Raw genomic sequence first — 22,006 nt, forward strand, 5'->3', positions numbered from 1 at the left:
AACGGTTTTTAACGAGGTGTTATAACGTCTTGTCGAATTACGAAGATAAGAACTGGCTGGCTTACGGAGAATCACATCGAAAACAGCGGCATGGAGGGCTTTTTGAATTGAATCGCCGTTTTCAGAAAATGTTCTAATCCCTTGTGCGACTCAGGTTTTTAAAAAATCTGTCTCGGTCTGTCTCGCCCAACCTCACCTCAACTCGGCATATCCCATATCAACTTTTTATAGCCCACCTTTTTTATTATCCAGTGTAGAGTTTATTACAAAGTAACAAAAGCAGCCGGGCGACCGGCTGCTTTCTTTGCGTAATACTCAATCACTCTTAGTTGGCAGGCATTTCGTTAAAGAAAGTGATGTCCTCAATAGGCAGCCGAGTTGTCGGATGGCCAGGCTTGGCTGCTTTGCCCAGTGCAATCAGCATGATCGGAACGTATCGGTCGCTGACGCCGAAAGCTTGCTTAAACTCGGTCTCGTCGTATCCAGCCATCGGTACGGTATCATAGCCATGAGCGCGCGCGACCAGCATAAGCTGCTGGGAGACAATACCACCGTCAATGTGGAGAACTTTATGCATTCTCTCCTCCGGTAGTGAAGCGTACATATTAACCACTCTTTCCACATATGATTTAGCCGTATCTTCCGCCATATAGCCGCGTTTTACGGATTCGCCGATAATATCACCAAGTTGCTTGTATCCCTCCATATCACCAAGTACCGCGATCACCGCAGCAGCCTCAGTAACCTGGGATTGATTGTAAGCGATCGGCAGCAGCTTCGCTTTCAGTTCTTCCGTCTCGATCACCAGGAAACGCCAAGGCTGAGCGTTAGTGGAGGAAGGGGCAAGCGTCGCTTCCTTCAGCAGCTCCTTAATTTCCTCGTGAGACAGGCGAACAGACTTGTCATAAACACGCACAGAACGGCGTTCACGGATGACATCGGCGAATAAAGCGGAACTTTGACCAATTTGAGTTGAAGTTGACATGATAAATCCTCCCTTGGATTAATACTGGTATAACTGTGTTATTTTCTACACAGTATACCTCAAAAAAATAACACCGTTTGCGGCTTGCCTTAAACTGTTTCATATATTACACAGTATAAAATCTACACAAGCCGCTGTCAACTGTTCTTTTTTCCAGGTTTATCTAAATCTTTGCTTCCAGTTGTTTGGCGATATCTGCAATCGTATATTTGCTTAATACTCCGCGCATGCTGTCTTCCATTTCTTGCGTAATATCCTTAAATGCAGATTTCATGCTTTTACCAAGCGGGTGTGTGCCTGCTGTCTCGATAATACCGCAGGAGATGCTGCTGTCTGCACGAAATACATCATACACATCAATCAGTCGAATGGACTCTGCCGGTTTTCTGAGACAGTACCCGCCGTCACGGCCTTCCCGGGTCCCGATTAACCCTTCCTTGGCGAGAACGGAGAGTATACGGCGCAGCAGAGAAGGCTCTGACTGAAGATATTTAGCAAGTTCAATGCTCGGACAAGTTCCTACGTTCTCCTGCGACAATATAGCCAGCGCTTGAACAGCCAGTCCGAACCATTTTGGATGCTGAGTCGGCGTACAATATTCATGCTTCATTCTTTACTCCCCCCTTCAGCTTACTCCTGGCTAGTATGAGTAAATTGTACCGAATTCCCTTGTACGCCGCAATAGATGAGCTTTTAACCTATTTTAGACAGGTCGCTCAATCGTGAAAATTTCTCCAATTTTCGCATAATCATGTCCGGCTGATGGTATGCGTGTACAAGTCGGTGTTTCCTCTCTTAGTGCAGATCATAATCCGCATTACGGATCAGGCAGAGGCGCTACAATTTATCGATTTGTCAGCGATCAGTTTTCAACATTCTATACGAAAGTTATCAACACGAACGCCCGGGACGCGGTGCATGTCATCGACGGACTCCTGCATCATGAGTCGGATTTATCAATTGAGGAGCATTATACAGATACCACAGGTTATACGGACCGGGTCTTTGGCTTAACTCATTTGCTTGGCTTCCGATTCGCCCCTCGTCTCCGTGATTTGTCTGATGCAAAACTTTATACAATCGGAAAACCCAGTGACTTCCCAAAACTTGAGAATCTTCTCCGCGGTCAAATAGATATGAAGGTCATACGTGAAAATTACGATGATGTTTTACGCCTGGCGCATTCCATCCGGGAGGGTAAAGTATCCGGTGCGCTCATTATGGGTAAGCTCGGCTCCTATGCCCGCCCAAATAAGGCTGCCAAAGCCCTTCGAGAGATGGGACGGATTGAAAAGACAATCTTTATCCTGGACTATATCTCAAGCGAATCGATGCGCCGCCGTATTCAACGAGGCTTAAACAAAGGAGAAGCAATGAACGCTCTAGCACGCGCCATCTTCTTCGGGAAACATGGAGAACTGAGAGAACGCGCTTTGCAGGATCAGTTACAGCGTGCTAGTGCGTTGAACATCCTAATTAATGCGATCAGTGTTTGGAATACGGTTTATCTCAGCAAAGCTACGGATCTACTCCGTAGTAAAGGGGCATTACGAGAGGACTTATTAAAGTATGTCTCCATTGGGATGGGAGCATATCAACTTCCTTGGCGAATATCGTTTTGATCCAAAAGGTGTTACCACTTTAGAAACCTTGCGGCCGTTGAACCAAGAATAGCAAAATAGCGGGTTACACCCTTAACGTGGTGAAAACCGGCTATTTCTTTGGCCAAAACTCCTTAGCGTTGTAAATCCGCGTTTTGCTGGCGGTACCCCCATAATGCAAGAGGAGGAGCGGTTGCAATCAACCTCCAATAAAATATCTCATAACTTGTTATTGATTTTATCGTGTTTAGATGATAATTTTATGCTAACAATATTAATGGCCCTTTTTCTTCGTGCAACCAAGTTTATGATTCGATGACGAAGGCCACATGGAGGCTGGTTAAGGATGAGTCGAACGCTTGTTTTTTATGATCCCGGGTTCCCTTATGCAGGTGAGCGGCCGTCTGCGGGCGCGCTGGAAAGCTTGCGTGCGCGCTATGCCGTGTCGGATGCCGGGGGACTGATCGAAGCGCTGGAAGCTGCGGACACGCTCGTACATTTGCACGGTCCCTATTTTCCGAAGGAGGCTTGGCCGGCTGTGCTGGCCCATCTGCGCCGCGGCAAGGGTCTGCTTGCGGTGGGCGGAGCCCCTTTCCGGATTCCCGTGTATGCGGAAGGCGGGAGCTGGATAAGCGAGCCCCAGCAGACAGCCTACCACCAGCAGCTGCAGATTCATGAGGCTTTGCCGATTGAGCCGTCGCCTATCCAGTCTTTGGTCTGTAATCCGGACATTCCTTTATTCCGCGGCCGGGAGGATCTATTCTCCGTAGAGCTGACCTACGGCCTCGTGCTGCATGTCACCCGCCACGACGATCAGCCGGGCCAGCTCGGCTCCGGCGGTCCGATGGATGCGCACTTCTATCCGCTGCTGAAGGGGCTCGGCCGGGAGCCGCTGCAGCGCGAGATAGCTGCGCCTGCCGTTCTGCTGGAGAATACGAAGGGGGACTTTGCCGGGGGACGCTGGATCTTTATTAATCAGCAGGTCGGGAGCCAGTTCTGGCAGCGCGGCGGCGTGGATGCGTTAGGAGAGTGGGCGGACTACACGAGCCGTGGCGTCACCGAGCTGTGGTTCAAGCCGAATTACGCTTCGTATGACCCCGGGGATAAAGCGACTCTTTCGATTCAAGCACAGCGGCTGGGGCCTCAGCGCCAGGAGAAGGCGGAATGGAGCTTCCGCATTCGCGTACGGAAGGCTGCATCGTCAGCCTGCGTCAAACCGGATCCCACGTTTGCTTATGAGGGAGGCGCTTTCATCCCGGTCTTCGACTCTGAGCTCGCCATGAACGTCGGCCAGGAGCTGCAGTTTGCGAAGGTACAGGTACCGACTGCGCTGGAAGCCGGATTTTACGTCGCCGAGTGTGAAGCCGTTTCTTCGGGGGGCGAGACCCGGGTGCTTCGCCAGGGCTTCTGGGGAATGGACCGCGAGCTGCTGCAGCAGGGCGAGATGATCTCATGCGATCGGGATTATTTCTGGAAGGACGGCAAGCCTCTCCCGATCGTGGGCATGACTTATATGACGAGCGATGTGGCCCGCAAATATTTATTTATGCCGAACACCGCGGTCTGGGACCGGGATATGGCGCAGATGAAGCGGGCCGGTATCAATCTGATCCGTACCGGGATCTGGACAGCCTGGCGGCATGTGATGTTTGTGGACGGCCATGCGTACGAAGAGGTGCTGCGGGCGATCGATGCCTTCCTGCTGACGGCCAAGCGCTACGAGCTTGAGGTCACCTTCAATTTCTTCTCCTTCGCGCCGGAGACGTGGGAGGGCGCCAACCCGTACCTGGACCCTAGAAGCATAGAAGCGCAGAAGCGCTTTATCGCGGCGATCGTATCCCGTCATGCGGAGACGAAGCATGTACATTGGGACTTGATCAACGAGCCTTCGATGTTCGATCCGAAGCGTGTCTTCGGGCAGGGGCCGCGTTCCAGCCATGACCGCTTTGAGCATCAAGCCTTTATCGCTTTCCTGAGGGAGCGCCATGGCTCCATCCGCACGCTTCAAGAACGCTGGAATATGACCCCGGACGAGCTGCCGGGCTTCGAGGCGGCCAAGCTGCCCGAACCGGATGACATCGGCTTCATGACGACGGAATCACAGGCCAAGAAAAGCGGTCCCTGGCTTGACTATACGCTGTTCTCCATGGCCATGCATAATCGCTGGGCTTCGCAGCTGATCGATACGATCCGCGACATCCAGCCCGCTCAGCTCGTGACGGTCGGTCAGGATGAAGGACTCGGCGCGCAGCGGCCTTCCCCGTTCTTCTACGCCGAGGCGGTGGACTATACGACTGTGCATTCCTGGTGGAAGATGGACGACCTCGTATGGGATAGCGTCTTCGCGAAGGACCCGCATAAACCCAATGTCGTCCAGGAAACGGGCATGATGTATGTGGAAACGGCGGACGGAAAGGCGAAGCGAAGCGAGCTTGAGCTGCGCAATATGCTGGAGCGCAAGTATGCGTATGCGTTCTCGACCGGAGGCGCGGGAGCGATCCAGTGGATATGGAATACGAATTTCTATATGAACAACGTCAATGAGTCCAATATCGGGGCGCTGCGGGCGGACGGGACGGAGAAGCCGGAGGCTGAGGTGTCGTACGACTTCGGTTCGTTCATGGCAAGCATCCGGGAGCTGTTCGTAGGCCGAGAGCTGGAGGAGACGGCAGTCGTCTACCCGTACTCCAATGATTTCTCCAGCCGCCCGCTTGCAGGCGAGGCAACCACCCGGGCCATACGGACGCTGGCCCATGAGATGAACGTGCATCCCCGCGGACTGGGGGAGTATCATCTGGACTCGCTGGCAGCCGACAAGCCGCGCCTGATCCTCGTGCCCAGCGCGCACAGCTTTAGCGAGGCGGCGCTGCTGAAGCTGCTGGCCCATATCGAGGCCCACGGAGGTACGCTTCTCTTCACAGGCCCGATCGGGCTGGATGAATATTGGCGTCCGGTCGGGCGGCTGGAAGGGGAGCTGCAGGCGGGGCCGGTTACGAATCTGCTGCGCGAGGAACTCCTGGCCGTGGGAGAGAAGCTGTGGCCGGTGTCCTTCGGCGGACCAAGGATTGCCGATTCGGCCAAGCAGCTGACCAGAGGGGCCGGGAATGAACCATCCGGGACCGGACCCAGCGAGCTTCGGGAAGCCGCCATCGGACAAGGGCGCCTGCTCTGGTGCCCGCTGCCGGTAGAGCTGAACCACAGAACGGATACCCTCCGAGCGGTTTATGAGTACGCCTTGCAGACGGCGGGAGTAAGCCGCGAGCTGGAGTGGCTGAACGGCGGAGAATTGCCTGGCGTCTACGGCAGGAAGCTGACCTTCGCTCAAGGCAGCTTGTTCATCTTCGTATCGGAGTACGGCTGCCCGGCGGAATTGTCTATCCGCGATCCGAAGACCGGCGTATCGTACACGTTCCGGCTGGAGAGCGAGCGTACGGTGATGTTTGCAGCGGATGCGAAGGGGAATCTGCTCGCAGTCTACCGACCGGATGAAGTGGAGATCACGGTTCAAGCGTAGACGACTTAACGCCTCAGGATACCGGCCGATGCCGCGTACCTGAGGCTTCCCGCCGTTCGTCAAGCTATGGCTGCTTGGCAGAGCTTGGATTGTAGCCGAGGCGGGCATAGTTGACGTCGCTGTTCATAAAGCCTCCAACGGTCATTTCATGATATAATAGACCTCTATTTTCCGAAGCGGAGGTACAGGTTATGTCTGTCATGGAGTGGACGATGCAGCTGGCGGAGCGGATCAGATGGACCGATATCGCAATCTCCGCAGGAATTATGCTTCTTTTTCTCGTGTTCCGGAAGCTGTTTACGAAGTACTTGTTTTCCTTCCTGGTGAAGAAGCTTCAGGGCGAGGGAGAGAAGGGAGTGTGGATGGAGGGGCTGGAGAAGCCGATCCGCCTGCTCTTCGTGGTCGTAGGTGCTTACCTTGCGGTGTCCAATCTTGTTCCTCTGCAAGCGGAATATCGGCCAAGTATGGACAAGCTGTTTCGCAGCGCGGGGATTGGCCTGGTCGGCTGGGGAATCTTCAATATTTCGGCCGTCTCGTCTCTTGTGCTGCTTGAGGGCGTCAGCAAAAGGGTCGGTCTGGATGACTCCAGTATGCTGATCCCGTTTTTATCGAGGGTGCTGAGGTTTGTGATTGTCCTGATCAGCGTTACGCTCATCGCCTCGGAGTGGGGCTTTAGCATCAACGGCCTGGTGGCCGGGATGGGACTCGGCAGTCTGGCTATCGCCCTGGCCGCCAAGGACACGCTGGGCAATATATTCGGGGGCATTGTCATTATTCTGGAGAAGCCCTTCGCCAAGAACGACTGGATTTTGACGCCCAGCGTAGAAGGATTTGTCGAGGATATTACCTTTCGCAGCACGCAGATCCGAACCTTTGCCGACTCGGTCGTTACCGTACCGAATGCGACGCTGGCCGCGCAGCCTATCACGAACTGGAGCCGGATGGGAAAGCGGCGCATATCCTTTACGCTGGGCGTCTCGCTGGATACCGACCGGGATCGGCTGGCGATCGCCATAGCACGGATGGAGAACCTGCTCAGGCAGAGCGAGGATGTCGACCCGAAGACCATTATGGTCAAGTTTACCGAATTCAATGAAAGCAGCCTGGGTATTTTCTTTTACTATTTCACCAAAACGACCGTCTGGGCGGAATACTTGACCGTGCGCCAGGAGATGAATCTCGCGATCATGAAAATCTTGGAGGAAGAGGGCGTCAGATTGGCTTATCCATCCCAGCGCGTATTCCTGGAGGAGGCGGCTTATAGCGGGCAGCGGCTTCATGCTTAGCGTTCCGCTATAGGGGAGGGCCGGCACGCTGCATAATAGCTTCGACCCCCGTTCTATGCTACCATTAAGCGTATGGATGACCAACACCATGCGGGACGGAGTCTGCTATCTATGAAAACATTCAAGAAATTTTATATCGAAATTACAAGCGTCTGCAATCTGGCCTGTTCGTTCTGCCCCCAGACCAAGCGGCAGGCGAACTTTATCAAGATCGACGCGTTCACGAAAATATTGGATGAGATCAAGCCTCATACGGATTCGATCTATCTTCATGTCAAAGGCGAGCCGCTGCTTCATCCCAAAATCGACCAATTGCTGGACCTGGCCCACGAACGCGGGTTCAAGGTCAACATCACGAGCAACGGCACCTTGCTGAACAAGGTTAAGCATAAGCTGCTCGGCAAGCCCGCACTGAGGCAGATGAACTTCTCTCTTCACAGCTTCGACGGACACGAAGGCTCTGTCGATAAGGAGGGGTACGTCTCCATGGTGCTGTCGTTTGCCAAGGAAGCGGTGGCTACCTCCAATATGCTGATCTCCTTCCGTCTGTGGAATCTGACCGAGGATAACGTGCTCAATGAGGAGCGCCAGCGCAACCGTGAGATTCTGGAGATGATCGAGCGTGACTTCGAGCTGGACTTTAAGATTGAGGAAAAGTTCAAGCGCGGCGGGGGGATCAAGCTAACCAAGCAGATTTACCTAAATCAGGATCATGAATTCAAATGGCCGGATTTGAAGGAAGAAGAGGATGAGGGCAAAGGCTTCTGCCACGGCCTGCGCAATCAGGCGGGCATTCTGGTGGACGGCACCGTCATCCCCTGCTGTCTGGATGGGGAAGGCGTGATCAACCTGGGCAATATTCATGAGCAGCCGTTCTCGGAAATCATCGAAGGCGAGCGGGCCACGCGTATGTATGACGGCTTCTCCCGTCGGGAGGTTGTCGAAGAGCTGTGCCGGAAGTGCGGTTATCGAAGAAGGTTCGGTACTTAAAGCCGTGCAGCGTGTTAGAGAACAAAGAAGCAGACGCCTTAGGGGCATCTGCTTCTTTGTTTACTTTGGCTCTGGCTCTGGTTGGAACAAAGCCAGGCGTCTTAAAACTGCGTCGTATTAGCCTTTCCTGCCGCAGACTTGCGGCCCCATGGCGTTCCAAGGATCGGCAGCGCCCAGCGGTCCAGTCCGTACCAGCCCGCATTTTTCCATGCCAGCACCAGCCACGTCGCCAGAATGAACAGAATCGGGTTGGTGCTTAAGGTTCCCGCGAACAGGAAGCTGACGTTCATGACGCCCCCGAAGAAGGCAGCTATGCCGGTCAGGAGTCCGAGGATCAAGCCCAGACCTACCAGTACTTCGCCGAAAGCGACGAGGTATCCGAACACCTTCGCATTCGGAAGCACGAAGTTCTCCAGGAAGCCGGCGTACCAGCCGGTGACATCCTTGCCGGCCTCGGCCTTGGCCAAGGCGCCTTTCACGAAGCCTTGCAGGGCAGAGCCTGCTTGATCCCCCGTCCAGGCCGGGCTTGTGACCTTCTTCCAGCCTGCGGTAAGCCAGGCGTAGCCGACATAGAGCCGGATCACGAGCCAGATAAGTCCTGCTTTCGTGCTGCTGAACAGAAAATTCGATACGGGGTTTTCCGGGATAATGATTTCATTTTTTGCCATGCGAGTAACCTCCCTGAAGGAATGTGATAAGCGTTCCTTGCTGTTTTCATTTTATTAAGGTCATTGTAACCTGAGAATCTAATTGTTGTTGTGATACTTATCACAGGGGCCGAGAACTTGCTTCGACTTGTCATGTACGTATCATTACCCCCAATTCGCCGCTCCCGCCGCAGACCGAACGACTGCTTATTTCATAGTATCGGAAAAAGGGGCAGGAAGCTGAATAGGCAGGGGTTTTCAGAAAATTTTCAGAAACTTTCTGAAAATGTATATTGTCACTTTATACGTGGTCGTGATAAAATTCACTTACAAGAATATGAACCTTCGGGGCAGGGTGCAATTCCCTACCGGCGGTGAAGATACGTACGTGTATCGCAGCCCGCGACTCCCGGCCTTTCGGCTGGGACTGACTTGGTGGAACTCCAAGGCCGACGGTATAGTCCGGATGAGAGAAGGTAAAAGAACAGCTGTTAAAAAGTCCTTTTTGACAGGTTTGTTTGACGATGCCCCCGCCTGAGCGATCAGCGGGGGCATTGTCTCTTTCAGGAGGTTCAATTCAAAACATTCCTCAGGAGGTTTTTGAATTGGAGAACGTATTCGATCTTCGCACCAAAACGATGAAGCTTAAGTCGACCATGAGCCGCGAGATTCACGGCATCTGGTATGTCGCCCTCGGCGCGACGCTGTGGGGGCTTGATCCGCTTTTCCGCATTTTGCTGCTGAAAAGCTTCACATCGGCCCAAATCGTGTTTATCGAGCATCTGCTGCTGGCCTGCTATGCGCTGCCTGTATTTCTGATGTACCGGCGCACGCTGCTCGGCAAGCTGACCCTCGGCGTGATCGGGGCACTGCTGTTCATCTCGTGGGGAGGCTCTGCGGTCGCTACGATGCTCTTCACCTCGGCCTTTGCCCATGGCAATGCCAATGCGGTGCTGCTGCTGCAGAAGCTGCAGCCGCTCTTCGCCATTATCCTGGCGCGCGCGCTGCTGAAGGAGGCTCTGCCCTCCCGCTTCTTCACTTATATCGTGCTGGCACTTATGGGGACGTACCTGCTGACCTTCGGCTTCTCCGCTCCGTCGCTCGGCCTTCATGATCTGGCGACGCAAAGCTGCTTGTTCTCGATATTGGCAGCTTTATTGTGGGGCGGCTCAACGGTGATGGGCAAATATTTGCTTCAGAAGGATCTGAGCTTTCATCTGGTCACTTCGCTTCGCTTCCTGTTCGCTATCCCGCTGCTCGCCGTGGTGCTTTTCGCCGGAGGAGATACGTGGCAGGTTCAAGGAAGCGGGGCAGCCTTGACGCTTATGGCGGTCAACCTGCTCTTCCAGGCCTTCTTTCCCGGGCTGCTCAGCATGCTTCTGTACTATAAAGGCTTATCCTCCACCAAGGCGGTATATGCGACGCTGGCGGAGTTATCATTCCCCGCCGTCGGCGTACTGATCAACTGGCTTGCCTTCGATCAGGCGTTGACGCTCGGGCAGCTGGCGGGCTTCCTGCTGATCTGGTCCACGCTGCTCCTTATGAGCCGTCCCGGTCAGGCGAAGACTGCGGCCGCCCAGTAAGCCGCAAAGGCCCTTCGCTTCATCGTCTAGGGCATCGGGTAATGAGGAGGAAGGCAGCTGCTCTCTTAGGAAGCGAAGCAGGCCACCTTTATACCAGGAGGTGTCGGGAGTAAATGAACGATATAAGAGCCACAGCGGCCAAGTCCAATGAGCGGCTTACGGCCGATAAGCAGGGCAACAGCTATGTTTTGCAAGGAATAAACGGCAAGGTCGGGGAAGTGACTTACCGGCTTGTCGATGCAGACACCTGGGTTATCGACCATACGCAAGTCGATCCCGCTTATCAGGGGCGCGGCCTGGGCAGGCAGCTGCTGGATCTGGTCGTCGATGAGGCAAGGGAGAAGGGAAGGAAGATCATCCCTTCCTGCTCGTACGCCCTCTCGGTATTCCAGGAGCATCCGGAGTATGCCGACGTCTGGGAGAAGGAGAGGTCGGGAGCGGAGTACTCCGATCCGTACAGCTCCGGAAGCGCCACCTCCTCCGGCCAGTAGCCGGGGGGAGGCCGTCTATCGGCCTTCCGATGCAAGCGGTCCGGGGCCCGGTCCCGGCGGCGGGTAGCCTGTCTGCCTTGCCTTGCGTTATCCGGTAGGTTATGTTACAGTGAGTCTAACCATTATAGAACACCTAATTCACATACTTGTACGAGGTTATCATTTGTTGGATGGAACCTTGCACGGTATGTGATTTTTTTTCGCCGGAGCTCCGGCCGGGAGCTTGGTTTTAGGAGGCGCATAGTTGAATGCGATCCAGGCCCAAGCCAGCTGCGAGTCTACGAAGGCAAGCTGCCCTGAACCAATGTTTGGGGCAGCTTTCATTTATTTAGAGACGATAAACCTAAGGGGGAATGGATCATGAATTTTAGAAAGCGATCGCTTGAGGATATTCCGGAAGAAACGACGGCAATCTGGGCCTGCAGCCGTGAGGGCTGCAAGGGGTGGATGCGGGATAACTTCGCTTTTGCCGTAGCGCCGACATGTGTGCTTTGCGGAGATTTGCTGGTAGGCCAAATGAAAATGCTGCCCATTATCGTGAACACCAATCGTAATCTCAAGTCACTCAAAAAAGGCGTGCAAATTTCTTAACTACTTGCTTATGTTTGATAAGGGATCGGTAGATCAATCCATAGACATTATTTTGCCGCTCGGCTTGAACGTTAATATCGGGAGTTGATACAGGAAAGAGTACCGGAAGTGATACAAGTAACATTACCAGCGGGTTATACGTTTAAGGAGTAAGGAGTGTGATATAGTGTACAAAAGATTACTTACCCTGCTGTCCGCGGTGCTTCTGCTGCCATCGTTGGCGGTGCAGGCGGAGCCCGCGCCCACATTAAGCGAAGAGGTCAATCAGCCGTTCGTTACCCTGCTCAGTGATTTTACTCTATATCCCAGTGCCGACACCAAACCGACCGAAGCGATCGGCGCTATCAGTTCTATGCAATCGGTGCGACTTGCTTTAAACGAGGAGCAAAGGACATGGCTCGGTATCTCCAGCAGGCAAAAAATTGCCGTAGAAACCTGGCTCGGGCCAGCTTGGATCAACTTAAAGGAGGGCTCCTATAAGTTCGGTAAGCTGACGGTTCTGGAACAACCACTCACCCTGCTTCAGGAACAAACCGAACTATATCAAAGCCCAGGCGCTCTCCCCACCTCTTACACTTTGGCTCCACAGCAAGTTCAAGCGATTGCCTCGATTCCGGTATGTGACCCGTACAACGCCTGTTTCGGTAACGAAAAATGGTATCTCATCAACACCTCCTGGCTTGGAGAGCAGTGGATTTGCCCCTATCATTTTGTTGAGAAATATATCGGTACTCCAGTTGAGGGCATGATTGTGCTGGACGGCTCCATGGAGGTATATGCGTACCCGTATGATAAACCGCTGAGAGACGAACCTAGACCGGAGCCTCAGGTCGTCAAGCCGAAGGTCAAGTACACTCAGCAGGCTAGGATGGCCCCTCCCAGCATCTGGTATCAGGTGGAGACACCGAAGGGTCTCCGGTGGGTTCATCAGCATCAAGCTTATGGACTCGGAATTGAACAGGTAGAACCGGTGAAGCAAAGTATCGTCATGACGACGCCTTTTCATTTTTACCAAGTTCCTTTTACGGACTACAGGGCGGATGAAGAGCAACCCCCGCAAACGCTGCAGGTTCTTGGCAAGCAGGGAAGCTGGTATTTCGTGTCGATAGATGGTGCGGGCAAGTGGGTAAATCCATCGATGGAAGCGGCTCTTCGAATGACGGGTGAGTGGGAAGATGATGCGAAGCTAGGCGTGAAGCAAGAGCTCATAGAGGTTGCTCTGACCGAATCGTCCATCGTACTGAGCAGACCATACTTCGACGGCACGTATGAGATGATGCTGGGCCCGCAATCGGTGACTGCCTCTCGTATATGGGTTTCTCCGAATGGAGAGACATGGTACTATATCCATACGTGGCAGGGTCCCAAATGGGTGCGTCCTTAGCTTGAACCAAACAAGAAGATGACTGTTCAGAGCCGGGACCCCTTGTACATCAAGGAGTCCCGGTCATCTTAGCGTGGAGTGCCGCTTTAGGGATTGCCGGGCAACGAAAGTTATCCATTATTTGATGGATGGGAAGTTGTAGAAGGCTGCCCGCGGGCTGCTTGCGGACGTGCTTCAGCGGAGTGCGGGGCGCTTTGTCCAAGTATTGACGGTATGGAGCCAGGGGGATAAAATGAAAGAGTTGTACATACATACCGGGGCAATCGGCCCCATGCTGAAAGAAGGCTTCTTGTTGATGAATACGAAGACCGTAGCGATAGGCTTGTATATCATGCTGGTCTATTGGCTATCCTTGCATGTACCAAGCTTGCATCTGCTATTCTTTCCTACGCTCGGGGCGTTCAGCCTCCTCTTTATTTCCCGCCCTTTGCATCCGAAGGAAGTAGGCAGAGTGGCATTGGGGGCCATTATTTCCTCCCTGATCGGAGCTATATCGTTTTATATCCATCCGGGTGTGGTTTCTTTATTCATCAATACGCTGATCACGATCTGGCTGATTAAGAGATTCCATTGGAATGCGCCTCCGATCCTGGCGGTGTCCTTCATCCCATTCTTCGCACAATCGCCTGTCTGGTGGGTGGTCCCTGTCTCAGTAGCCGGTTCAATTCTGGGATTGCTGGCCACTCTGTATATCGTCCATGTCGTGGAACGCTTGCTTACTCCGGTCATGCTGCCGTTTGTTTCCGCCAAAAAGCAAAGCATGGATTAACACAAGCGCCCGGATAAGCTACAATAGAAACTAATTCAAGAGCATGAGGGGAGCGCTTATGAAATATATCAGTACACGGGGACAAGTTTCCCCTATAGGATTTGTCGACGCGATTCTGATGGGACTGGCCGACGATGGCGGCCTGCTGGTTCCTGAGCATATTCCGCAAGTACCGGAGGCTGTTTTGAAGCAATGGCAGAAGCTTTCGTACCCTGAGCTTGCCCTGGAGGTCTTCTCCTTGTATGTGAACGAGGAGATTCCACGCGAAGACCTGAAGAAGCTGGTCGATGACAGCTACTCGACGTTCCGGCATGAGGAAGTGACGCCCGTACGCGAGCTGGGAGACGGCCGGTATGTGCTGGAGCTGTTCCATGGTCCGACCTTTGCCTTCAAGGACGTGGCGCTGCAGTTCCTGGGCAATCTGTATTCGTATGTGTCCCGCAAGACGAACTCCATCATTCATATCCTTGGAGCAACGTCGGGCGACACGGGAGCCTCGGCGATCGAGGGTGTGCGCGGCAAGGAAGGAATCCGTATTTGTATCCTGCATCCTCATCAGAAGGTAAGCAAGGTGCAGGAGCTTCAGATGACGACGGTCGATGACGCCAACGTCTTGAATCTGGCGGTGGAAGGCACCTTCGATGATTGCCAGCGCATCATTAAGGAGCTGTTCGCCGATGTCGGATTTAAGCACCAGTATCATCTGCGTGCGATCAACTCCATTAATATAGCGCGGATTCTCGCGCAGACGGTTTATTATTTCTATGCCTACTTCCGCCTGGCGGACAAAGGGCAGACGGACAAGGCCAGCTTCAGCGTACCGACCGGGAACTTCGGCGATATTTTTGCCGGATACCTCGCCCAGAAGATGGGGCTTCCCATCCACAGACTGATCCTGGCCACCAACGAGAACAACATCCTGGCCCGCTTCGTGAACGAGGGCGTCTATCAGCCGGGGGAATTCCGGGGGACATACAGCCCTTCGATGGACATTCAGGTAGCGAGCAATTTCGAGCGGTACTTGTATTATTTGCACGGAGAGAACGCGGAGAAGGTTACTTCGCTTATGGCCCAGTTCAAAGCCGAGGGGCAGCTTGTCATCGAGGGAGACGTCCTGAAGCAAGTGCAAGCCGATTTCGCGGCGTACAGCGTAGAGAACGAGGAATGCCTGAACGCCATCAGCGGTTACTACGAGCGGCATAACTACCTGCTGGACCCTCACACGGCCTGCGGCGCGGCAGCTGCGGACCAGCTGGCGGAAGAAGGAGAAGCTGCGGTGGTGCTGTCCACCGCCCACCCAGCCAAGTTCGATGAGGCGATTCGGCTGCGGCAGATCGCGCAGACTTATCCGGAGCCTATCCAGGCGCTGTTCGACAAGCCGCAGATCCAAACGGTAGTCGGCGGGACCAATGAAGAGATTAAGGCGCAGCTGGAAGCCTTCTTTTAATTAAAGCGAGATGCGGCCCAAGCGGCAGCCTGAATAAGCCATCCGGCGGGATGGCTTATTTTGCATGGTGCGATAGCGGGCAGAGGGGGCCGGGTCCTGAAGGAAGCATCGGCGCGGCTTTGCTTAGGCGGGTTCGGGGGCAAGGTGTGCCGTCGCAAGGGCGCTCTTCGGCTCACTTCCCCAGCAGCAGGTTCGACAGAAGTTGCCAGAATAAGTGAGGAAACGTTGGAGCCTAGCGGAAATTGTTCCACATGGAACTTTTTTGTCGAGTTTAGGAGGCAGGCGTATGTCGATCCACTTCCACTATGCACTGGGATGAGGCATCCCAGCGCCAGCGGGGGCGGACTCCCTGCAGATGAACCCCGCCATACCATTCGTCGATCCCCTGCAGGTCGATCCAATCCATCTCCCCCTCCAAAACCCTTCTGCCAAGGTCGGTTATCTCAATCTCATTGCCGCGCAGGGGTAACGGAGATTCCTTATAGGAAGGAAAGTCCTGCGGGACTTTGAGCTGCAGCAGAGGATAGGGAGCTTGCGACATTTTCTTCAGCACATACCCGTACTGCAGGTCCCCCATGCCAAGCAGATGAAGCTTGCCTCCCACTTGATCGAACAAGTCATGCGAGGAGCGGATACCGGCGTGAAGCATCTCCAGCGTGGTCTGCTCTACGATGCCTAGGCCATTATGCGTTGAGGGGAACCGCGACAGATGAGATTGGAAGGCAGCCCGAGCAAACGGCAGGGAAGACGTATCTGTGCTTGGACTTGGCTGCAGCGATGAGGGATCCGCCGAGGTATAGGCTTGCCACCATGCGCTGCCCGATTCCAGCTCTTGCGCACCGATGGGGACCCATGCGCCGGATAAGGTTTTCATTTGCTCCAGAGACAGCTGTCCGAGTCCCCGAAAAAGCTCGATGCCGGGAAACTCCCCTATGCTCAGCAGACTCAGCTTCGTGTGCTTCAAGGACTGGCCGGAGAACCAGTGAAGCAGGTAGCATAGCATCGTCTGATCGAATAAATCATGCTCGAACCAGCATACGATCTCCTCATGGTGATGGAAGTCCGCCAAGACCTTCTCCTGAGCTTCGCTGATCTGCATATACTCCTGCGGGGGAATGCCCAGCGTTTGCTCTAAATAACTGGCCCGTACGGTACGGTGGTCCCTAGCAGCAGGATCCGCAGCAACGGGTCCGTGGGGATATACCTCTCTCCATACGAGTATATCGCCTTGTACAATGCCTTGCCGCAGCTTCTCCGCCACCGAATCTCCATTGACAATATGGAGCATTTGTCATTCCTCCTTTGGACTGCTTATGGATTAGGGAGCCTTAGCCGCAACATCATTTAGTCTATGATGACATTTTTATTAGGATTTCTTAGATATTCAAACATCAATTTAACTTGTTTCTCCGTATTACGTTCAGCTGATAACTCAGGTAATGAGTTCTCTTCGAAAAATCGCACCTCACTCGTTTCAAGACCACATAGCGCTTGTCCCCCAACGATTTTACAAAGAATAAAAAATTTATAAACATGATAGGGCTCTGGTGGGTGGTCATGGAACTTTTTATCTAAGACAGCCAGTAATCGTTCAGCGACTACATCAAATCCAGACTCCTCCTTAATTTCTTTCACCGCTGTTTCTGATGGAGAATATCCTATATCTGCCCACCCGCCAGGCAGCGCCCATGCACCATCAATCTTTTCTTTTATCAAAAGAATTTTACTATCTTGAAATACGACGCCGCGTACATCGACCTTAGGGGTAGCGTATCCTGTTTCATTTGCAAAGCTTAAGCTAATCTTCTCTTTCCCAACAAACGTATAATTTTCGAGAATATCCATACTAATTTGTCTTAAATGCTCATACCGTTCAAGATCATACACATCTTTGGTATAGGTTAATCCAATCTGCGCAATGGACTGAATTTGCTTTGCCCAATCTAACCATCGATGCTTCGCTTCCAGTTCGTTTTCTAATAAATGAAGAAACTGGTCCACTTTTGTGAAAACCAAATCAGGCTGCACTTCAAAAGATACACTTTGAAAAATAGATAACCATTGCACGGCAAAAGTACGTAAACCAGCAGATTTTCCCGCCATAATATCAGCATTGCTATCTCCAATAAAAACAGCTTCATCGCTGTCCAAACCAAGAATTTTCAAAGCTGTCCTAATACCTTCCGGACGGGGTTTTGGCTTTTGAACATCATCACCTGAAATAACAACATCAAAGAAATGGGACAAATTCAACGATTCCGATGAGATTTGAAAGGCTGTTCTACTTTTTCCTGTAATGACTCCGATTTTCAGGTTGTGTGACTTAATGTACTTTAGCATCATTAAAATGTCCGCAGACTGTTGTATTTGGTTCGTATGACCTTCTTTATAAAGCTGATAGTAGTCCTTAATCGCTTGATCTATTCTCTCTTTATTGACTAAGTTTTGTGTTATGATTTCATCTTCTGTCGGTCCGAACATAGAGACCAATTCGTCTGTTGATAGTTCCCTGTTGTCGTACTTCTTAAAAACAGATTTAAAGGCATAGAAGGAAAGAGATAAAGTATCGGCCAGTGTTCCATCAAAATCAAATAAAACAGCCTTTATAGCCACATATCCAGCTCCTAACGGATAACAATTTATTGGCATTGATTATATCACATAATTTCCATAGTATGGATGAAGGGCTTGTGAATTGGTTTAAGTGGAAAGAGTGTTCAAATTAAAGTCATGTAAAGTTTGGAGGAAGAATTTTGAATAAAAAATTAACGCTATTAGCAGCTGCCATATGCGTCGTCAGCATTTTGGGTACTTCAGCAGCGTTTGCAAAAATAGATCCGACAGGAAAGTTAGCGCAACTTGAATCCCAATTGTCAGCTAGCATAAAAAAGTTTAACGAGATGCCGAATCAGACTAAAGAAGAACAGGATGCTGTCGTTGCTGAAGGAAAAAAGATCAAGCAACTTGATATCGAAAAAGAAAAGCAGAGAAGAGAATTAGATCCGGATGACGAGGCTCATTTCGAAAATCAGCTGGACTCTTACATCCTCGGGTCAAAAGCAGGAATTGTGGAGCTGAAAGAGCGAGCAGAAAGAGAGCAAAATCCGGAGTTTTTGAAACAAGCAGAAAAAATCCAACAAAAAATAGCTAGACTTGAAAAAGAAAAAGAAGCTTATTTGAAAAAAGAAAAGACAGTTGGACAATTGCGCAAAGAACTCAAGCTACCAGCAGCCTGACATTTCACGCGAAGGTTGACTTTCCTGCTCAATCGGTGTAAAACTAACTTATCTAAATCATCTGAACACATTCGATGACGAGAACGAGTACGCTAAACCCCTTGTCCCCCAGAGAGTTGGCCACGTGCTGAAAGCCAACGTTCAAGACTTAGCCGAACATCCTCTCCGAGAAGGAAGGCTGAAGCAATCCAAGTAAGCTGACCCGGGATCCCGCCGTTACAAGGGACGCGTATGATGGTACGCAGTACGAGTGTCGCAGCAGTCACGCAGGTGGTGTCGGCTGGGGAACAAGGGTGGTAGCGCGAGAGTCAATCTCGTCCCTTATGGGGCGGGATTTTTTTGTTTTTCATAGCGAATGAATGGAAAAGGAAGGGTGATCCCTGATGAGAAAAGTGGATGTGAAGGAGAAAGCAAGGGTCCGCGAGCTGCGCGTATTGGGGCAGTGGAGGGAGCAGAATACATTCCGTCAATCGATCGATAACCGGGCGAACAAGCCAAATTTCGTATTCTACGAGGGGCCTCCAACGGCCAATGGCAAGCCTCACATCGGGCATGTGCTGGGACGTGTCATCAAGGACTTTATCGGCCGATACAAGACGATGTCCGGCTACCGGGTCGTTCGCAAGGCGGGCTGGGATACGCACGGGCTTCCGGTCGAGCTCGGGGTCGAGAAGCAGCTCGGGATTTCCGGCAAGCAGGACATTGAGAAGTACGGCGTAGCGGAATTCGTGAACGCATGCCGCGGCAGCGTATTCGAATATGAGAGGCAGTGGCGCGAATTGACGGAAGCGATCGGCTACTGGACCGATATGGAGCATCCGTATGTCACCTTGACCAACGACTATATCGAGAGCGTCTGGCATATTCTGTCGACGATACACGGGAAAGGACTGCTGTACAAGGGCCATCGCGTCAGCCCTTACTGTCCGGACTGCCAGACGACGCTCAGCTCGCATGAGGTGGCGCAGGGCTACGAGGATGTGAAGGACTTGAGCGCCACGGTCAAGTTCAGGAGCAAGGCCGGCCGCGAAGTGTTTCTCGCTTGGACGACTACGCCCTGGACGCTTCCGGCCAATGTGGCGCTTGCTGTCCACCGCGATCTGGAGTATGCCAAGGTCGAGCAGCAGGGCGAGGTATATATTGTAGCGCGTAACCTGGTAGAGCAGGTGATGAAGCAGGACTACACGATCCTGTCCACGCATAAGGGAGCGGAATTTGTCGGTGTTCCTTACGAGCCGCCGTTCGGCTATGTGAGCGTGAAGCTGGGGCATGTCGTCGTGGACGCAGACTACGTGAGCGATACGAGCGGCACGGGGATCGTCCATCTTGCACCGGCGCATGGGGAGGATGACTACCGGACGGTGCGCAGCCATGGGATCGACTTTTTGAATGTCGTGAACACGGCCGGGCGCTATACCGACGAGGTTACCGATTTTGCCGGCCGATTCGTGAAGGATTGCGACGTGGATATCGTGAAGGAGCTATCCGCCCGGGGGCTGCTTTATGCCAAGGAGCGCTACGAGCACAGCTACCCGTTCTGCTGGCGGTGCAAATCCCCGCTGCTCTATTATGCGACGGAGAGCTGGTTTATCCGGACGACGGCCGTGAAGGACCAACTGATCGAGAATAACCGCAAGATCGACTGGTACCCCGCATACCTGCAGGAAGGACGCTTCGGGAAGTTCCTGGAGGAGCTGGTTGACTGGAATATCAGCCGGAACCGATACTGGGGGACCCCGCTGAATGTGTGGCTGTGTCAGGACTGCGGAAGCGAGTATGCGCCCGGCAGCTATCGGGAGCTGAAGGAACGGGCGCTGCAGCCGATCGGCGACGATCTGGAGCTGCATAAGCCTTACGTGGATGAGATTCAGCTGCGCTGCTCCTGCGGCGGGACGATGGAGCGGACGCCGGAGGTGATCGACGTCTGGTTCGACAGCGGCTCTATGCCATTCGCACAGTATCATTATCCATTCGGGGATAAGCAGCTGTTCCGGGAGCAATATCCGGCCGATATGATTTGCGAAGGCATCGATCAGACGCGGGGCTGGTTTTTCAGTTTGCTCGCCGTTTCGACGCTGTACAACGGTCAGGTGCCGTTTAAGGCCGTCATCTCGACTGGGCATATTCTTGATGAGGCCGGACAGAAGATGTCCAAGAGCAAGGGCAATGTGATCGACCCCTGGGAGATCATCGAGGAATTCGGCAGCGATGCCTTCCGCTGGGCGCTGCTTTCCGGAAGCCCGCCCTGGAACAGCAAGCGGTTCGCCAAGACGATGGTGGCGGAAGCAAAGTCCAAGGTCGTCGACACCCTGAATAACACGCATGCCTTCTATGCGCTGTACGCGGCGATCGATGGCTATAGCCCCGCCGAGCATCCCGAGAAGGCTTCGCAAAACGAGCTGGACCGCTGGATCGTATCGAGGCTGAACAATACATTGAGGGTCGTCCGACAAGGACTGGAGGCCAATGATTTCCTAGGTCCTGCCAAGCAGCTGGAGCGGCTGGTCGATGATCTGAGCAACTGGTATATCCGCCGGTCCCGCGACCGGTTCTGGGGCAGCGGGCTGACAGCCGATAAAGTGGCGGCCTACCAGACGCTGCGCGGCGTCCTGCTGACCGTGGCGAGGATCGTCGCTCCATATATGCCATTCATCGCCGAGGACTTGTGGGAGAATCTTGGCGGAGCGGGCAGCGTGCATCTGACGGACTATCCGGACGTGCAGGAAACGGCAGTCGATGAGCGGCTGGAGGCGGACATGGGCACGGCGCGGCAGATTGTCGAGCTGGCCCGCACGATCCGGTCCGAATCCGGCGTAAAGACCCGCCAGCCGCTGTCCGAGCTCATCGTTTCGTTCGATGAGGACTTCGATCTGAACCGGTTCGCGGACATCATCCGCGAGGAAATCAATGTGAAGATGCTGCGAGCAGAGCGCAGCAGCAGCAGCTTTGTGGAGTTCAGCCTCAAGCTGAACCTGAAAGCCGCCGGCAAGAAGTACGGTAAGCTTGTCGCACCGGTGCAAAGCTTCCTGCGCGAGCTCTCTCCCGATGAAGCGAGGCAAGCGGTCGAGCGCGGCGAGCTCAAGCTTGAAGCGGAAGGGCAGACCCTGGTGCTTCCGCTGGAGGAGCTGCTCGTCGAGAAGCAGGCGAAGGCCGGCTTTGCTTCGGCCTCGGGCGGCGGGATCACCGTTACCCTGAATACGGCGATTACGCCGGAGCTGGAGCAGGAGGGCTGGGTGCGGGAGGTTATCCGCATCGTGCAGGACTACCGCAAGCAGCTGGAACTCCCGATCGAGAAGCGCATCCGTCTGGTACTGGATGTCGATGCCGGACTCCGGGAGGCGCTGGTCCGCTTTGACGGCGTCCTGCAGGAGCATGTGCTGCTGGAAAATGTCCGGTACGGGCAGGAGGAAGGGATGGCCTCGTTCCCGCTGGGAGAACGCCAGATTCGGCTGCTGATCGAATAGCATAGGGGTAAGCAGAAA

General features: G+C 53.3%; 16 protein-coding genes, 1 pseudogene, 1 riboswitch and 1 other annotated feature. Of the genes and pseudogenes, 12 read left to right on the plus strand and 5 right to left on the minus strand.

Annotation, left to right across the window (positions count from 1 at the left end; all coding sequences use genetic code 11):
* Positions 1-325: 325 nt before the first annotated feature.
* Together GSF01_RS17000 and GSF01_RS17005 are read right to left on the minus strand one after the other, a co-directional pair.
* Positions 326-985, minus strand: coding sequence for a nitroreductase family protein (locus tag GSF01_RS17000; protein WP_159886093.1), 660 nt, complete (start codon positions 983-985; stop codon positions 326-328).
* Between the two features lie 163 nt (positions 986-1,148).
* A complete protein-coding gene (locus GSF01_RS17005; RefSeq protein WP_159886095.1) occupies positions 1,149-1,595 on the minus strand; it encodes an RrF2 family transcriptional regulator in 447 nt (148 codons plus the stop codon).
* 148 nt (positions 1,596-1,743) lie between these two features.
* Between GSF01_RS17005 and GSF01_RS17010 the strand changes: the two are divergent.
* From GSF01_RS17010 to GSF01_RS17025, 4 genes and pseudogenes are all read left to right on the plus strand, one after another.
* A pseudogene (locus GSF01_RS17010) lies at positions 1,744-2,659 on the plus strand (transposase); the annotation flags it as partial.
* Positions 2,660-2,932: 273 nt separating this feature from the next.
* On the plus strand, positions 2,933-6,100 hold the full coding sequence (locus tag GSF01_RS17015; RefSeq protein WP_159886097.1) for a beta-galactosidase: 3,168 nt from the start codon (positions 2,933-2,935) through the stop codon (positions 6,098-6,100).
* Between the two features lie 191 nt (positions 6,101-6,291).
* Complete coding sequence (locus GSF01_RS17020) at positions 6,292-7,386, plus strand: mechanosensitive ion channel family protein (protein WP_235941562.1); 1,095 nt, start codon at positions 6,292-6,294, stop codon at positions 7,384-7,386.
* 111 nt (positions 7,387-7,497) lie between these two features.
* Positions 7,498-8,376: a radical SAM/SPASM domain-containing protein gene (locus tag GSF01_RS17025; RefSeq protein ID WP_159886099.1), complete on the plus strand. Its 879-nt coding sequence runs from the start codon at positions 7,498-7,500 to the stop codon at positions 8,374-8,376.
* 101 nt (positions 8,377-8,477) lie between these two features.
* Here the strand turns inward: GSF01_RS17025 and GSF01_RS17030 are convergent, their stop codons facing one another.
* Complete coding sequence (locus GSF01_RS17030) at positions 8,478-9,044, minus strand: DoxX family membrane protein (protein WP_159886101.1); 567 nt, start codon at positions 9,042-9,044, stop codon at positions 8,478-8,480.
* 316 nt (positions 9,045-9,360) lie between these two features.
* Positions 9,361-9,505: riboswitch (FMN riboswitch) on the plus strand.
* A 156-nt stretch (positions 9,506-9,661) separates the two neighbouring features.
* On the opposite strand from GSF01_RS17030, the gene GSF01_RS17035 reads away from it, so the two are divergent.
* The 6 genes from GSF01_RS17035 to thrC all read left to right on the plus strand — a co-directional run bounded on the left by GSF01_RS17035 (position 9,662) and on the right by thrC (position 15,288).
* Complete coding sequence (locus GSF01_RS17035) at positions 9,662-10,606, plus strand: DMT family transporter (protein WP_159886247.1); 945 nt, start codon at positions 9,662-9,664, stop codon at positions 10,604-10,606.
* A 113-nt stretch (positions 10,607-10,719) separates the two neighbouring features.
* Positions 10,720-11,097 carry a GNAT family N-acetyltransferase gene (locus tag GSF01_RS17040; RefSeq protein WP_159886103.1) on the plus strand — a complete coding sequence of 126 codons (378 nt, stop codon included), beginning with the start codon at positions 10,720-10,722 and terminating at the stop codon, positions 11,095-11,097.
* Positions 11,098-11,457: 360 nt separating this feature from the next.
* On the plus strand, positions 11,458-11,688 hold the full coding sequence (locus GSF01_RS17045; protein ID WP_159886105.1) for a cold-shock protein: 231 nt from the start codon (positions 11,458-11,460) through the stop codon (positions 11,686-11,688).
* A 166-nt stretch (positions 11,689-11,854) separates the two neighbouring features.
* Entirely contained in the window at positions 11,855-13,072 is a 1,218-nt protein-coding gene (locus GSF01_RS17050; RefSeq protein WP_159886107.1) for a hypothetical protein, read from the plus strand.
* Between the two features lie 232 nt (positions 13,073-13,304).
* On the plus strand, positions 13,305-13,841 hold the full coding sequence (locus GSF01_RS17055) for an HPP family protein (protein WP_159886109.1): 537 nt from the start codon (positions 13,305-13,307) through the stop codon (positions 13,839-13,841).
* Positions 13,842-13,899: 58 nt separating this feature from the next.
* The gene (gene thrC / locus GSF01_RS17060; RefSeq protein WP_159886111.1) at positions 13,900-15,288 is read left to right on the plus strand and encodes a threonine synthase; all 1,389 of its coding nucleotides are present in this window, start codon (positions 13,900-13,902) and stop codon (positions 15,286-15,288) included.
* A 271-nt stretch (positions 15,289-15,559) separates the two neighbouring features.
* Here thrC and GSF01_RS17065 read toward each other — a convergent pair whose 3' ends face one another.
* Positions 15,560-16,576 (minus strand): DUF1835 domain-containing protein, encoded by a 1,017-nt coding sequence (locus GSF01_RS17065; RefSeq protein WP_159886113.1) that lies wholly within the window; start codon positions 16,574-16,576, stop codon positions 15,560-15,562.
* Between the two features lie 56 nt (positions 16,577-16,632).
* Positions 16,633-17,901, minus strand: a complete 1,269-nt coding sequence (locus tag GSF01_RS30200; protein WP_328803692.1) for an NUDIX hydrolase N-terminal domain-containing protein — start codon at positions 17,899-17,901, stop codon at positions 16,633-16,635.
* A 140-nt stretch (positions 17,902-18,041) separates the two neighbouring features.
* On the opposite strand from GSF01_RS30200, the gene GSF01_RS17075 reads away from it, so the two are divergent.
* Entirely contained in the window at positions 18,042-18,524 is a 483-nt protein-coding gene (locus tag GSF01_RS17075; protein ID WP_159886117.1) for a hypothetical protein, read from the plus strand.
* 65 nt (positions 18,525-18,589) lie between these two features.
* Positions 18,590-18,849: a binding site (T-box leader), on the plus strand.
* A gap of 58 nt (positions 18,850-18,907) precedes the next feature.
* Positions 18,908-21,988 carry an isoleucine--tRNA ligase gene (gene ileS, locus GSF01_RS17080; RefSeq protein ID WP_159886119.1) on the plus strand — a complete coding sequence of 1,027 codons (3,081 nt, stop codon included), beginning with the start codon at positions 18,908-18,910 and terminating at the stop codon, positions 21,986-21,988.
* Positions 21,989-22,006: the final 18 nt, after the last annotated feature.

Origin of the sequence: Paenibacillus puerhi (genome assembly GCF_009846885.1) — a bacterium.
GTDB classification, from domain to species: Bacteria; Bacillota; Bacilli; order Paenibacillales; family NBRC-103111; genus Paenibacillus_G; species Paenibacillus_G puerhi.